The sequence below is a fragment of the Bacillus pumilus genome (genome assembly GCF_900186955.1).
GTDB lineage: Bacteria > Bacillota > Bacilli > Bacillales > Bacillaceae > Bacillus > Bacillus pumilus.
This window is the reverse complement of record NZ_LT906438.1, coordinates 56,607-70,571: the sequence shown is the minus strand read 5'-3', so window position 1 is coordinate 70,571 and position 13,965 is coordinate 56,607. Positions and strand designations below refer to the sequence as shown.

12 protein-coding genes and 1 pseudogene are annotated in these 13,965 nt (G+C 42.6%); all 13 read right to left on the bottom strand.

What is annotated here, in order from left to right; genetic code table 11:
* Positions 1 to 35 precede the first annotated feature (35 nt).
* A complete protein-coding gene (locus CKW02_RS00365; RefSeq protein WP_003217975.1) occupies positions 36 to 296 on the bottom strand; it encodes an RNA-binding S4 domain-containing protein in 261 nt (86 codons plus the stop codon).
* Positions 293 to 1,777 (bottom strand): bifunctional methyltransferase/pyrophosphohydrolase YabN, encoded by a 1,485-nt coding sequence (gene yabN / locus CKW02_RS00360; RefSeq protein ID WP_003217954.1) that lies wholly within the window; start codon positions 1,775 to 1,777, stop codon positions 293 to 295. The genes CKW02_RS00365 and yabN overlap by 4 nt, the downstream gene beginning before the upstream one ends.
* A complete protein-coding gene (locus CKW02_RS00355) occupies positions 1,767 to 3,371 on the bottom strand; it encodes a putative polysaccharide biosynthesis protein (protein ID WP_003217981.1) in 1,605 nt (534 codons plus the stop codon). Before CKW02_RS00355 ends, yabN begins: the two co-directional genes overlap by 11 nt.
* Positions 3,372 to 3,564: 193 nt before the next feature.
* Positions 3,565 to 4,101: a stage V sporulation protein T gene (spoVT, locus tag CKW02_RS00350; RefSeq protein ID WP_003217990.1), complete on the bottom strand. Its 537-nt coding sequence runs from the start codon at positions 4,099 to 4,101 to the stop codon at positions 3,565 to 3,567.
* A gap of 139 nt (positions 4,102 to 4,240) precedes the next feature.
* On the bottom strand, positions 4,241 to 7,774 hold the full coding sequence (gene mfd, locus CKW02_RS00345) for a transcription-repair coupling factor (protein WP_003217985.1): 3,534 nt from the start codon (positions 7,772 to 7,774) through the stop codon (positions 4,241 to 4,243).
* Positions 7,775 to 7,841: 67 nt separating this feature from the next.
* Positions 7,842 to 8,072, bottom strand: a complete 231-nt coding sequence (locus CKW02_RS00340; RefSeq protein WP_003217967.1) for an anti-sigma-F factor Fin — start codon at positions 8,070 to 8,072, stop codon at positions 7,842 to 7,844.
* 55 nt (positions 8,073 to 8,127) lie between these two features.
* Positions 8,128 to 8,694, bottom strand: coding sequence for an aminoacyl-tRNA hydrolase (gene pth / locus CKW02_RS00335; RefSeq protein ID WP_003217909.1), 567 nt, complete (start codon positions 8,692 to 8,694; stop codon positions 8,128 to 8,130).
* A gap of 139 nt (positions 8,695 to 8,833) precedes the next feature.
* Positions 8,834 to 9,460, bottom strand: a complete 627-nt coding sequence (locus tag CKW02_RS00330) for a 50S ribosomal protein L25/general stress protein Ctc (RefSeq protein ID WP_003217956.1) — start codon at positions 9,458 to 9,460, stop codon at positions 8,834 to 8,836.
* 137 nt (positions 9,461 to 9,597) lie between these two features.
* On the bottom strand, positions 9,598 to 10,551 hold the full coding sequence (locus CKW02_RS00325; protein WP_003217907.1) for a ribose-phosphate diphosphokinase: 954 nt from the start codon (positions 10,549 to 10,551) through the stop codon (positions 9,598 to 9,600).
* A gap of 22 nt (positions 10,552 to 10,573) precedes the next feature.
* Positions 10,574 to 11,944, bottom strand: coding sequence for a bifunctional UDP-N-acetylglucosamine diphosphorylase/glucosamine-1-phosphate N-acetyltransferase GlmU (gene glmU, locus CKW02_RS00320; protein ID WP_003217924.1), 1,371 nt, complete (start codon positions 11,942 to 11,944; stop codon positions 10,574 to 10,576).
* A 198-nt stretch (positions 11,945 to 12,142) separates the two neighbouring features.
* A pseudogene (gene spoVG / locus CKW02_RS00315) lies at positions 12,143 to 12,436 on the bottom strand (septation regulator SpoVG); the annotation flags it as partial.
* Between the two features lie 228 nt (positions 12,437 to 12,664).
* Positions 12,665 to 13,042 (bottom strand): 2-iminobutanoate/2-iminopropanoate deaminase, encoded by a 378-nt coding sequence (gene ridA, locus CKW02_RS00310; protein ID WP_003217959.1) that lies wholly within the window; start codon positions 13,040 to 13,042, stop codon positions 12,665 to 12,667.
* Positions 13,043 to 13,079: 37 nt separating this feature from the next.
* On the bottom strand, positions 13,080 to 13,913 hold the full coding sequence (purR, locus tag CKW02_RS00305) for a pur operon repressor (RefSeq protein ID WP_003217919.1): 834 nt from the start codon (positions 13,911 to 13,913) through the stop codon (positions 13,080 to 13,082).
* Positions 13,914 to 13,965: the final 52 nt, after the last annotated feature.

Sequence of the window (13,965 nt, the reverse complement as noted above, 5' to 3'; positions counted from 1 at the left end):
ATTGTATGTGACAGGAGGATCATTTAGAACAAGCCCTATTCTGCTGTTTTTTCTTCTTTTAGCACAGTATACATGCCAGCGGCTTCTTCTTTTTTCGTTGTGTCCTTTAACTCGTTGACTTGAACCGTCACTAGTTTTTGACCAAAACGGATTTTAAGCTCGTCTCCTTCTTTCACATCAGAGCTGGCTTTCGCCTGTGTGCCGTTAATCGAAATTCTGCCTTGATCAGCGACTTCTTTTGCCAATGTTCTTCTTTTGATTAAACGGGACACTTTTAAAAATTTATCTAATCTCATGTATGCTCACCTCTTTCTATACGTTTGGCATCGTTCCATAGATCGTCCATTTCCTCTAGCGTTAAGTCCTCTAATGAACGTCCCATGTCCTTTGCTTTTTGTTCGATATGCTGAAAGCGACGCATGAATTTTGTGTTGGCGGAAGCGAGCGCCGTTTCAGGCTCTAGCTGATAGAACCTTCCAATGTTGACGAGAACAAACAAAAGATCTCCAAATTCATCTTTCATCTGCTTCGTTGCACTTTCGTCCGGCTTCTCTGCCACTTCAACGAGAAATTCCTGCTTTTCTTCTTCGTATTTGTTCCAAATATCTTTCACATCTGTCCAATCAAAGCCTACTTTGGCGGCTTTCTTTTGGAGCTTATATGCCTTTGTTAATGCTGGAAGCGTCGCCGGGATGGATTGCAACATAGAGGCTGCCCGCTCCGGCTTCTCCTGCTGCTTGATTTTTTCCCAGTTGACGACCACTTCTTCTGCTTCAGAAACATTTGTGTCACCAAACACATGGGGATGTCTACGAATCATTTTTTCTGTGACATGCTGGATGACGTCATCAATTGAGAAAAAGCCGTCATCTTCACCAATTTGAGCATGAAGTAACACCTGCAGCATCACATCTCCGAGCTCTTCCACCATATGGTCTGGATCATCTTCATCTATCGCTTCAAGCAGTTCATAGCATTCTTCAATTAAATAGGGTTTAAGTGACTCATTGGTTTGTTTTTGATCCCATGGACAGCCGCCCGGACCTCTTAATGTACGGATGACGTCACGGAAGGTGTCAAATTGTTGGTAAAGCAGCTTTTCATCTTGAATCGGAGGCACATAAACACTCGTTAAGTTATTTATCGACACATCTCGATCAAGTTCAAATAAAGGAACGGCAGTAATCTGTTCCAGGCTGCTTCCAGCCGCAGTCACAATATAGACTTCATAATCGTCTGGAAGCTTTTCCATCAGCGTGAGTTTCACATTCGAAGCGGTGAGCTGATCATATACCTGACAAATGAGGACATGCTGGGTCAATTTCAGATCGTCCGCTCTCATATCTCCTGCATCAACGAATTGGAATCCCTCGATGGGGTCGATCTGCAAGGAGTTAAACGTCGCATCCAAAAAGCTTTGTCCACCAGCAACGGACACCTCAATCCCGCGCTCTTGCTGCTGAGAAACTAATAGCTGGACGGTCTTTTCAGCGACAAATGGGTGACCTGGTACTGCGTACACAATCTCCTTTTCCGCAGCCTCTGTAAATAAAATTTCCGTGATTTCCTGATAGACCGAATCAAACTGATCGTGCTTTTCATAAATCTCATCAAAAAAGGTCAGCGATGGAACCTCCTGCATCAACTCTGCGGTAAGCGGGTGGTCCTGCGTTCTCATAAATACTTCTTTCGCCTGCTTCAGCTGCTTGTATACACCGAGCGTCAGCTGATCCATGTCGCCTGCCCCAAGACCGACGACGGTAATCTTACCTGCCATTTTGATTCCCTCTCATCTGTTTAAAATATAAAATCTTTTCTCCTAATGGAATGAGTCTCCATTCCTCGTCCGTAAATACTTCTAGCTTAAGAATACTATATAAAAAGGCGAAACCACCAATAAAAACTGACGTCAGGCTCTCTAAAACGGAAAAAGGACGTTTTTCAAAGGGAATGACCCAAGAAAACAGTGCCTGATACCCTATTAAGACAATGGCCATGAAAGCGGCCGATAAAAGAATTTTCACTGGGAACAACTCTCTCAACGAAATCCATCCTTTATGCCTCAAATAAACGGCATTGAGCAGAGCGGCAGCGAGAAAACCGCACACGGTTGACCATGCGGCACCGTAGATGCCAAATAGCGGCACAAGTGCAAGCGTGAGTATCCATTTCACTAGCACACTGAGAAGCACCACAACAGCCGGATACACAGTATGCCCAAGCCCTTGAAGTAAAGCTGCTTGCGTAATCGCAATCGATGTAAATGCGATGGAAATACAGAATATTTGCAGCGCATCGGTACCTAAATCATTACGAAAAAGCATGGTATTGACTGACGAAAGAATACAAATCAGCCCAACTGCGGAACCAATCCCTAAAACTGACGTGGTTTTAAACGATGTACGTACTTTTTGCCTGATCGCTTCATGCTCTCCATTCCTCATGGCAGCAGATAAAAATGGCACAAGAGAGGTCCCGATGCTAATGGCAAACACTGTCCCTAGCTGTAAAAACGGCTGCCCTCGGTCATACACACCTTTTGCCGCCTTTGCCGCGGCTTCACTCAGTCCCTCACTGCGCAGCAACGCATACAGATGAAAGGCATCAATCATTTGCATCCATAAAATGAGCAATCCGCTGACACAAATCGTGAATGTATACAGCACCAAACTCTTCAAAACATCCTTTTTCCGAAGTGTCGCCCGCTTGACTGTCATAGGTGCAGAAGACTGTTTTCGGTAAGTCAGCCAAAGGAAAAGAAGCAGTATAAGCGAGGCCGCGCTTCCCGCTATGGAGGAGAAGACTGCACCCGCCCCTGTTTCATAAAGCGAATAGCCGTGCCTGACGAAATAGAAGGATAAAACAAGCAGGACGCCTACCCTGATGAGCTGCTCAACCAATTGAGAAACAGCCGTTGGAAGCATCATACCGTCACTCTGAAAAACGCCTCTCAGCATCACGGTAAGCGGCAGAAATAAAAACACGAAAGCACTCATTTGGATGAGCAGGATTAATTGACTGTCCGCCATAAGGCTCGCAATACTGCCTGCTCCTATGTAAAGACAAAGAAATAAGACCAGGCTCAGTAAAGTGATATAGACCAAGGATACCCTTGTAATAATTCGTCGATTCTCCTCCCCATGCTCACTCAAAAGCTTGGACACCATGACAGGAAACCCTGTGGTGCCGAGCATGATCGCAATACCTAGGAAGGGGTACACTTGCTGATAAATATAAAACCCTGTGTCTCCTACGATGTTCTGGAACGGAACACGATAAACGGCACTTAGTACCTTTGATAACAAGCCTGCGATGGTCAAAATCACCGCACCCTGGAAAAGCCAATGCGGCTGATTCACAGCATTTTTCATGGATGACTCCTTTAAAAATAGATCTACAGTTAAACGCACTCATTATATCATACGTGAATGAAAAGCCGTTTCTTTCTAAGGAGTAGACGGCACATTTCTCGTTTTGTTTCATTCCATATAAAAAACGCCGACAAAATCAAATGATTTCATCGGCATTCTTTCGTTTCATCAAAATGATATAGAATTATTAGACCTAGTGTTCCATTTGACGGGCTAGGAAGCCAGCTGCTGTTTCTGCCGCTTTATGCTCCACTTCCCCCATTGAACGCTCTTTAGAAAATAAGACGACGGCGCCAATCGGATCTCCGTTTGCAACAATAGGTGCAATGGTATAAGCAGATACGTCATCATCAATACCATCGACAAGTTGAATTTCTTTTTTGCTTTCTTCTAATACAGAATTGCGCTGGTCCATTGTTCGTTCAAGTAAATCACTGATGGATTTGTTTAAGTACTCTTTTTTCGAACTGCCGGATACAGCAATATACGTATCTCGATCACAAATCAGGATGGAATGACCCAAACTGTCGAATAATGCATCAGCATATTCCTTCGCAAAGTCTCCTAGCTCACTAATCGGCGAATACTTCTTCAAAATGACTTCTCCATCGCGGTCGACGAAAATCTCAAGCGGATCTCCTTCCCGGATGCGCAATGTTCTGCGAATCTCCTTCGGAATAACCACTCTACCTAGATCATCGATGCGGCGTACAATTCCAGTTGCTTTCATTCACTGCTGCCTCTCTTTCGTTTGATGATGTGTTGGGTGAATGGAGCAAAAGCGTCCACTTTATGCAACATTCACCACTTGACCCTGAGATTAGTATCCGTCACATCAACCGTAATATACACGAGAGACAAACAAATTTTTATGAAGATGGAATGGTTTCTTTTTTCACATCTTGAAGACCCCGAAGCATATTCAGAACGATTTCAAGCCATTCCCCTGTCTTCTTGCCTTTCGTTTGGACAGAAATAATTAGCTTGCTGCCTTCCATTCCTAAGCCAATATCACGGCCATATTTACTGCCGAGGGCAAATAATTTTTGACCGTCGATTTCACTGCTTGCTTGCTCTTCAAGGGTGAGTCTGACAATGCCTTTCTCCATCTTGATCAGTTCGACACGTTCCTGCACTGCGTATACTTTCATCGTCGCAATCGTGAACAAGTCCGCCACTTCTTGCGGATATTCACCGAATCGGTCGATCATCTCATCTTGAAGCTCTTTTCGCTCTTCAATTGATCCAATCGCTCTGAACTGTTTATACATCTCGATCTTTTGCTTCCCATCCGAAATGTAAGTGTCCGGGATGTAAGCATCGATTTGCAGATCGATTTCCGGTTCGAATTTATCTTGAGCCGTTGTATCGCCTCTTCTTTCCTCAATGGCTTCTTTCAGCATTTGAGAATAGAGGTCGAATCCAACAGAATCAATGAATCCATGCTGCTGTGCACCAAGTAAATTTCCTGCTCCTCGAATCGTTAAATCACGCATCGCAATTTTAAATCCTGATCCGAGCTCTGTGAATTCTTTAATAGCTTGAAGTCTCTTCTCTGCTACTTCAGAAAGAACTTTATCTTTTCGATACGTGAAATAAGCATATGCGACACGATTCGAGCGTCCTACTCGTCCTCTTAGCTGGTACAGCTGAGAAAGCCCCATTTTATCCGCATCGTGGACGATGAGCGTGTTCACATTTGGAATGTCGACTCCCGTTTCAATGATGGTGGTACTGACCAATACATCTGATTCACCTTCAAGGAAATTGATCATCACTGATTCCAGCTCGTTCTCACTCATTTTCCCATGTGCATAGCTGACTTTCGCATCTGGAACTAACATAGAGATTTCATCTGCTTTTCGTTCAATATCCTCGACACGGTTGTACAGGAAGTACACTTGACCACCGCGTGCTAGTTCTCGCTCAATCGCTTCTCTGACTAAAGCGCCATTGTACTCGACCACATAGGTTTGAACAGGGAAACGGTTTTCAGGCGGTGTTTCAATAACCGATAAATCCCGTACGCCAAGCATAGACATATGCAGCGTACGCGGAATTGGCGTAGCCGTTAATGTCAGTACATCGATATTGGCTTTCATCTGTTTAATTTTCTCTTTATGGGTCACACCAAAACGCTGCTCTTCATCAATAATCAACAAACCTAAGTCTTTATAGACAATATCTTTAGAAAGCAAACGGTGTGTACCAATAACCATATCAATCGTTCCATTTTTCAACCCTTTTAACGTTTCGGTTGTTTCTTTTCTTGTACGGAAACGGCTCAGCTGAGCAATTTTGACCGGATAGTCTTGGAATCGGTCCATAATCGTGTCAAAATGCTGCTGCGCTAAGATGGTTGTCGGCACGAGTAGAGCAACTTGCTTCCCGTCAGCAATTGCTTTGAAGGCGGCTCGAATCGCCACTTCTGTTTTTCCGTATCCCACATCTCCACAAAGTAGGCGGTCCATTGGACGCTCCCGCTCCATGTCTTGTTTGATTTCATGAATCGAACGGATTTGATCATCTGTTTCCTGGTAAGGGAACGCTGATTCAAACTGGTGCTGCATCTCATGATCAGGCGAGAAGGCATACCCTTTGCTTGCCTCACGCTCTGCGTACAGCTTAATGAGATCATCTGCGATGTCCTGTACAGAGGACTCTACTTTTTTCTTCACACGTTTCCAATCGCTGCCGCCTAGTTTGTACAGCTTTGGCTCTTTACCTTCTGATCCCACATATTTCTGTACCTGATCAATTTGTTCAACCGGTACATAAAGCTTGTCGCTTCCTTGATAATGAATATTTAAATAATCTTTATGAATGCCGCCGATTTCAAGCGTTTCAATTCCTAAATACTTACCGATCCCGTGGTTAATGTGCACCACATAATCGCCGACTTGAAGCTCTGAATAGCTCTTAATTCGCTCTGCATTGGTCAGCTTTTGCTTACGCGCCTGCTTCTTCACACGTTTCTTGAAGAGCTCGCCTTCTGTGATCACGGCAATTTTCGATAACGGCAGTTCAAAGCCTGTTTGCAGCTCACCTTGTAAAATATACACCTGCCCGCTTACAAGCTCTGCGGCCGGCTTGGCAAGAGCGGCTTCAATGTCGTAATCATGTAAGACAGAAGACAGTTTGTCTGTCCGCTCTTCATCCGCACCTAAGAAGACAACTGTGTATTGTTGTTTTTTGTAGCGTTCAATTTCACTTGCAAGCACATTCATCTGACCGTGGAAATTCTGCATTTGCTTACTAGATACATTGACGATATTTTGCGGATTTGTCTGCTGGACATGTCTCAGGAACAAGGAGTAGTACAGAATCGACCGCGATTGCTGATTGATCAGTTGTTGGAACGGGAAAGAAAGGGATAAATCATGAAGAATATTGCCTTCTTCAAGCAGGCTAATTGTCCAATCGGCTTCTTCCTGCTCAAGCTGTTCTTCCATCTCCTGAATCCTGCTAATTTCATCTAAAATAATAATCGTATCCTGTGAAGTGTAATCTAGCAAACTAGCAGGTTTTTCATAGAAATAGGACAGGTACTTCGTCATTTCCTGTGTCACGATACCTTCTAGCAGCTTCTCTCGATCAGCAGAAATATGTTGATGCAACAATTCTTTTTGCTGGTCCGAGTTGAATTTCTTTAAGCTCTTCGCAAGTCCTTGATCAAGCTGTTCAATGGCTCTCACTCGTTCAGGCCCTCTCACAATCAGCTCTTTTGCGGGACCGATTTTAATTTCTTGAAGTGTTTCTAATGAACGCTGTGTATCCGAGTGGAATGTTCGAATTGAGTCTACTTCTGTATCAAACAGCTCAATACGAATTGGGTGATCTTCCGTTAACGAATAAATATCAATGATTCCTCCGCGCACACTAAAATCTCCGGGCGCAGCAACCATTGACGTCCGGTCATAACCGATTTGTACAAGCTGTTTTGAAAACGCCTCCAAATCAATTTCTTCACCAAGCTTTAAATGGATCTGACTCTCCTTCCAGAGCTCAACTGGCGGAAGCATTCGACGCACCGCAGCAGCCGGGGTGACGATAATGGGGTTTTCTCCATTCGCCAGCCGGTTCAGAACATCTAGACGCTGTGCTCTGAGCTCAGGGCTTGCAACGGCAATTTCTGAAGCAATGAGTTCATTCACAGGATAAAGAAGGACCGAGCGATCTGACATCACACTGGCAAGATCATCTGTTACCTTCTGCGCTTGATACAAGTTGTGAGTCACAATAAACATTGGCCGCTTAAGTTCGTCTGATATAGCGGCTGTAAATAAAGATCTGACGGAGCCTGATAGTCCGGCGAGCAGCTGTTCTTTTAACCCTTCCTTTAGCCCATTAAAAATGGACTGAAAATCATCACTTTGTTTGATAAATGATTGTATATTTTTCATTTGGCTCCTCCTCCCTGCTTGTTTAAAACAGAAAAACGCTTTGGTCTATTATCTACACCAAAGCTTTTTATTGAATAAAGGTATGATACTGATGGTAATCAGGATTTCTTTCGAGCGCCTCTTGGCAATCCTCACAAATGGTTTGTACATGTAAATCACCATTTTCCCTATAAGAAATCATATCGTTTCTTTCCTCATTTGTTAAGTGATGAAATCCAAGTGCTTCACTTTGAACAGCGGATTCATCTAGACTGCCAACCTTTACACCACAGTGCCGGCAGTAATAATGCAAAGCCATACGTGATCCTCCCATGCTGAGATTTTATGATCAGTATGTGCTTTGCTTATCATTCTTATACCTTTTTGTTAAAATCATTCATCACTTCTAAAAATGGCTTAGTTAAAGCCGCCTCACAAGCTTCAACAGACGCCTGAATGGCTGATGCAATGTCAGGCTGCTCCTCTTCTGAAAAGCGTCCTAGCACGTAATCGACGACTTTCATGCCATTTTGAGGGCGTCCAATGCCAATACGGAATCGATCAAACTCAGGTGACCCTAAATGCTGAATCAACGATTTGATTCCATTATGCCCGCCAGCACTTCCTTTTGTACGCAAACGAATCCGGCCAGTTGGCAAATCAAGATCATCATAGATGACTTTCAAATGTTCAAGAGGAATATCATAGTAATCCATTAGCGGACGCACGCATTCTCCTGATAAGTTCATATATGTAAGCGGCTTTACAAGTAGAACCTTTTGCCCTGAAACAAACCCTGTTCCAAACAGTCCATTGAATTTTGACTGATTTAAAGGGATGTCCCATTTTTTCGATAATTCATCTATTGTCATAAACCCGACATTATGTCTTGTTTTTTCATATTCTTTTCCTGGATTACCCAATCCAATGAATGCAAGCATGAAACCAATAACCTCCTTTGTCACAAAACACACGCCTAAAAAATGAGCCAATAGGATTGCCTCATGTAAAACGTATGAATTCTTTTCATTCTAGCACAAAAGACGCAACCGCGGGAGGGTTACGTCTCTAAATGACCAGTTATTCTCCATCGTTATCCTTTTCTTTAATGGCCTCAGGTTCTTTTGGTTCCTCTGCGCTATCTGGTTCAGGAACCTCTGATTGCTGAGGCGGTAAAATGGATGCCACGACTTCTTCTGGATCGTTATTCACTTGATATGATGACTGAACAGACAAATCAGCGACTGTTAGGACATCATTCACTTCTAAGTTTGTAATATCTGCTTCTATATGCTGAGGGATGTCTTTTGGTTTCGCTGTAATGGATAGTTCAAATAGTGGCTGCTGAAGCACACCGCCATCTTTAACTCCTTTAGATTCGCCAATCAGTTGAACAGGTACATCCGCTTCAATTTCACGCTGTAAATCGACCACTTGGAAATCTGCATGGACAAGCTCATTTTTCAGCGGGTCTGTTTGTAATTCTGTGACCATCACAGATTTTGTTTCACCATTCACGTCTAGTGTGATGATTGTATTCTTCCCTTCATCACGTAAGGTCTTTAATAAATCGATGCTGTCTAGTGAAACAGCCAGGTTGTCTGTATTTTTTCCGTATATGACACCAGGAACGTGTCCTGAATGACGGATTTTTTGCAGTGTGGAACGTTTGAAATCAGTTCTTTTATTTGCTTTTAAAGTTGCCATATTCAGCACCATCCTATTTCATTTTTGTCACTACTCTCATAATTACCCATAACCGAATCATTTTAAACCTATTTGCTGTGAATGATGATAGCAAAAAGACCCTAAGCGGGTGCCTAGGGCCTTTTTTAATCAGAAAATTAGCTGAAAAGGTAGCTCACAGATTCTTCTTCATGTACACGGATGATGGCTTCTGCAAGCAAAGGCCCAACTGAAAGTGGAATGAATTTTCCAACTTTCTTGTCATCTGTTAAGTGAATACTGTTTGTCACAACTAATTCTTTAATTTTAGAATTTGTGATACGTTCTACTGCTGGTCCAGACAATACTGGGTGAGTACAGCAAGCATAGACTTCAGCCGCTCCATTTTCCACAAGTGCATTTGCAGCAAGTGTAATGGTACCAGCTGTATCAATGATATCATCGATGAGAATCGCCGTTTTGCCTTCAATGTTACCAATGATGTTCATCACTTCAGCAACGTTTGGCTTTGGACGACGTTTGTCGATAATTGCGATTGGTGCTTTCAGGCGATCTGCCATTTTACGCGCACGTGTTACACCACCGTGGTCAGGAGATACAACGACGATATCATTCAAGTTTTTCTGTTCGAAATAGTTTGTTAAGATTGGCACAGCCATTAAGTTATCGATTGGAATATCAAAGAAACCTTGGATTTGCGGCGCATGAAGATCAAGTGCAATGACACGTGTAGCACCCGCTGTTTCAAGTAAGTTCGCAAATAGCTTCGCAGTGATTGGCTCACGAGGTTTTGCCTTACGATCTTGACGTGCATATCCGTAATAAGGGATCACAATATTGACCGTTTTCGCAGAAGCGCGTTTTAGTGCATCTACCATAATGAGCAGCTCCATAATGTGCTCATTCACTGGCGCACTAGTGGATTGAATGACATAACAATCACAGCCGCGGATACTTTCTTCAATATTGATTTGGACTTCACCGTCACTAAAGCGTTTAACAGAGCTCTTTCCTACATCAACTCCGATACGATCGGCAATTTCTTTCGCAAGTTCAGGGTTTGAATTCAAAGAGAATATCTTTAAATTCGCATCAGCATAACGATTAGACATGGTAAACCTCCGGGTATTTGGATTATTTTTTATGAATATTTTTCACATAATCTTCTTTATTGACTTGTCTTGCTCTAGCAATAGACAATGCATCCTGCGGTACATCTTCTGTAACCGTTGAACCAGCTGCAACATATGCCCCTTTTCCGACAGTGACTGGTGCCACGAGATTAGAATTACAGCCAATAAAAGCGCCATCTTCAATCTTCGTTAAGAATTTGTTCTTCCCATCATAGTTGACTGTAATAGATCCACAGCCAAGGTTTACATCAGTTCCGACCTCTGCATCTCCAATATAGCTTAGATGAGATGCTTTGCTGCGGTCACCGAAAACCGTTTTCTTGATTTCGACAAAATTCCCGATCTTCACTTCATCGCCAATTTTCGACAACGGGCGAATATGAGCAAACGGCCCAATTGTCACATCGACTCCAACCTCACTATCGCAGACGACAGATTGCTTAATCACTGTGCGGTCTCCGATGATGCTGTCAACAATTTCAGTGTTTGGCCCAATAGTGGCGTCTGCACCGATTTTCACATTCCCTTTGATGACCGTCCCAGGATAAATCATTGTATCTTCACCGATCACTGCATCAGGTGAAATATACGTGTTCTCAGGATCAATCAAGGTCACACCATTCTTCATATGCTGATGATTAATACGTCGCTTCATGAATTGCTCTGCTTGTGATAGAGCGATACGATCATTGACTCCAAGTGTTTCTTCAAAATGCGGTGTTTGATATGCTGCAACCGTTTGTCCTTCATTCTTTAAAATTTCAATGACATCTGGCAAATAGTATTCGCCCTGTGCATTTTCATTCGACACTTGCTCAATCACACGGAAGAGATCTTCATTTGAAAAACAATAAGTCCCTGTATTAATTTCATTCACTTGACGTTCCGCATCATTCGCATCTTTATGCTCCACAATTTTCACGACAGCACCAGTTTCGTCACGAATAATACGACCATAACCTGTCGGGTCATCCGCATGTGCTGTTAAAATAGTGACTTTCGCTTGATGTTTTTGATGCTCGCTCAACATAGCTTCCATTGTTTCCGCTGTCAATAATGGCGTATCACCACAAATGACAATGGTTGTTCCCTTTTCCTGCGCAAGGAACGACTTTGCTTGCTTGACGGCATGTGCTGTTCCCAGCTGTTCTTCTTGAAGTGCATACTCACTTCTGTCTCCAAGCTGCTCTTTGACGTTCTCTGCTCCATGACCGACAATCGTCACTAGCTTGGCTAAAGAAAGCTTTAACGCTTCATCTGCCACATGCTCGACCATTGGCTTTCCGCAAACTGGATGAAGTACTTTGTATAGCTTTGACTTCATTCTCGTTCCTTTTCCCGCTGCTAAAATCACTGCGAACCGCTTATCCATTGATTGGCCTCCAATATCCCTATTATCCATAGAAAAATATATCCTAAATAAGGACTGATTTCAAGGATACATGAGGAAGTACAATATTTTTCTAACGGATGAAACATATAAGACACATGAGGAAAAACGCAAAAAAGACAGCATTTAAAAGAAAACATCCATTTTCTCTTAAAGCTGCCTTTTTAGGTTAACGTATCATTAAGAAGCTCCAGCTTCTTCATATTCAATTGTCTCTTCCTCTTCGCCTAAGCGATGATATTCATTTAATACAGCATCTTGGATTTTTCCCCGAGTACCTGAATTAATTGGATGTGCAATGTCGCGAAACTCTCCATCAGGCGTGCGTTTGCTAGGCATTGCAACAAACAAGCCATTGTTTCCATCAATCACACGAATATCATGAACAACAAATTCGTGGTCCAGCGTGATGGATGCAATCGCCCTCATGCGACCATCGGTATTCACGCGGCGTAATCTTACGTCAGTAACTTCCTCAGTAGTTCACCACCTTTTCCCAATATAAAAGCATTACTTAGGTATTCAACGATTGTGGTGATTCTCCTGCTCTTTTTTTAAACTTTTTTTGAAATATCGGGATATTTATACATTTTTTGTCATTTTAGTGACGACGCTTACATTCTCTGCGCGAAAAAAAGACATCATGATGATGTCTTTTCCTGCATATGATGAAACCAAACGGCTTTCGTTACGATTGCCTGTTTACTTTACTAATGCAATCACTTCAATTTCTACGAGTGCATCCTTAGGAAGTCTTGCCACTTCCACACAAGAACGAGCTGGCTTATGTGTATGGAAATACTCACCGTACACTTCATTTACTTCTGCGAATTGTTCCATATCTTTGATAAAAACTGTTGCTTTCACGACTGTTTCAAAGGAAGCACCTGCTGCTTCAAGTACGGCCTTAAGATTACGGAACACTTGATGAGTTTGTTCTTTAATATCTCCATTTACAAAGTCTCCAGCTGCCGTTAATGGAATCTGCCCGGAGCTGTAAAACATGTTATTGACAATAATCCCTTGAGAGTAAGGTCCAATGGCTGCTGGTGCATGTTTGGTTTGAACAACTTTTGTCATATCAATCTCTCCCATTCAACTACATGTTTATCAATGCTTAAGCTTTCGAATGAAAAAACTCGTGGAAATTGCCTTCATTGATCTCAATGATCTTCTGCTTCATATCAATGGTTGAAAGCTTTAAAAGCGATACATATTCATCAACGAGACGTTCATCTACGCCTTCATCTTCTAAAAGAACACCGATCCCTGCAACATTTGCATTAAATTCCTCAAGCAAATTCACCATGCCGTTAATGGTTCCGCCAGCTTTCATAAAGTCATCAATGATCAGGACATTGGATCCTTTATCTAAGCTCCGCTTTGCAAGTGACATGGTTTGAATTCGATTAGACGAACCTGACGCGTAGTTAATACTTACAGTTGATCCCTCAGTTACTTTATTATCTTTTCTAACGATCACAACCGGCACATTTAAATAACCCGCAACAGAATAGGCAATAGGAATACCCTTTGTCGCAACAGTCATGACGACATCAATCGCACGATCTGCAAAGATGGTCGCAAATAGCTTACCGATTTTCGCAAGGATTGAAGGATTCCCTAAAACATCGGTTAAATATAAATAACCGCCAGGAAGTACACGTTCAGGAGTCGATAGAGCTTCTCCGATATCGTTTACCACGTCGTCTGCTTCTTTTAGGTGAATCTTCGGAATATATTTCACTCCGCCAGCAGCACCAGGTACAGTAAGCAATGTGCCTATTCCCTGCTGTTCGAAGGTCTGTTTGATAATCGTTAAGTCTTCACTAATGGAGGACTTCGCAGATTGATATCTTTCTGCAAAAAAAGTTAACGGTACTAGTACGTGCGGGTGGGCTAACAAATAATTTGTTAAGTCCACCAATCTGCCGCTTCGACGAAACTTCATGAACTTACCCCCAGAACCCGAATAATTTATGATAAATATAACTTAATATACG

Coding starts and splice junctions, on each gene's coding strand:
- CKW02_RS00365 (WP_003217975.1), bottom strand. CDS start 296: ATGAGATTAGATAAATTTTTAAAAGTGTCCCGTTTAATCAAAAGAAGA.
- yabN (WP_003217954.1), bottom strand. CDS start 1,777: ATGGCAGGTAAGATTACCGTCGTCGGTCTTGGGGCAGGCGACATGGAT.
- CKW02_RS00355 (WP_003217981.1), bottom strand. CDS start 3,371: ATGAAAAATGCTGTGAATCAGCCGCATTGGCTTTTCCAGGGTGCGGTG.
- spoVT (WP_003217990.1), bottom strand. CDS start 4,101: ATGAAAGCAACTGGAATTGTACGCCGCATCGATGATCTAGGTAGAGTG.
- mfd (WP_003217985.1), bottom strand. CDS start 7,774: ATGAAAAATATACAATCATTTATCAAACAAAGTGATGATTTTCAGTCC.
- CKW02_RS00340 (WP_003217967.1), bottom strand. CDS start 8,072: ATGGCTTTGCATTATTACTGCCGGCACTGTGGTGTAAAGGTTGGCAGT.
- pth (WP_003217909.1), bottom strand. CDS start 8,694: ATGCTTGCATTCATTGGATTGGGTAATCCAGGAAAAGAATATGAAAAA.
- CKW02_RS00330 (WP_003217956.1), bottom strand. CDS start 9,460: ATGGCAACTTTAAAAGCAAATAAAAGAACTGATTTCAAACGTTCCACA.
- CKW02_RS00325 (WP_003217907.1), bottom strand. CDS start 10,551: ATGTCTAATCGTTATGCTGATGCGAATTTAAAGATATTCTCTTTGAAT.
- glmU (WP_003217924.1), bottom strand. CDS start 11,944: ATGGATAAGCGGTTCGCAGTGATTTTAGCAGCGGGAAAAGGAACGAGA.
- ridA (WP_003217959.1), bottom strand. CDS start 13,042: ATGACAAAAGTTGTTCAAACCAAACATGCACCAGCAGCCATTGGACCT.
- purR (WP_003217919.1), bottom strand. CDS start 13,913: ATGAAGTTTCGTCGAAGCGGCAGATTGGTGGACTTAACAAATTATTTG.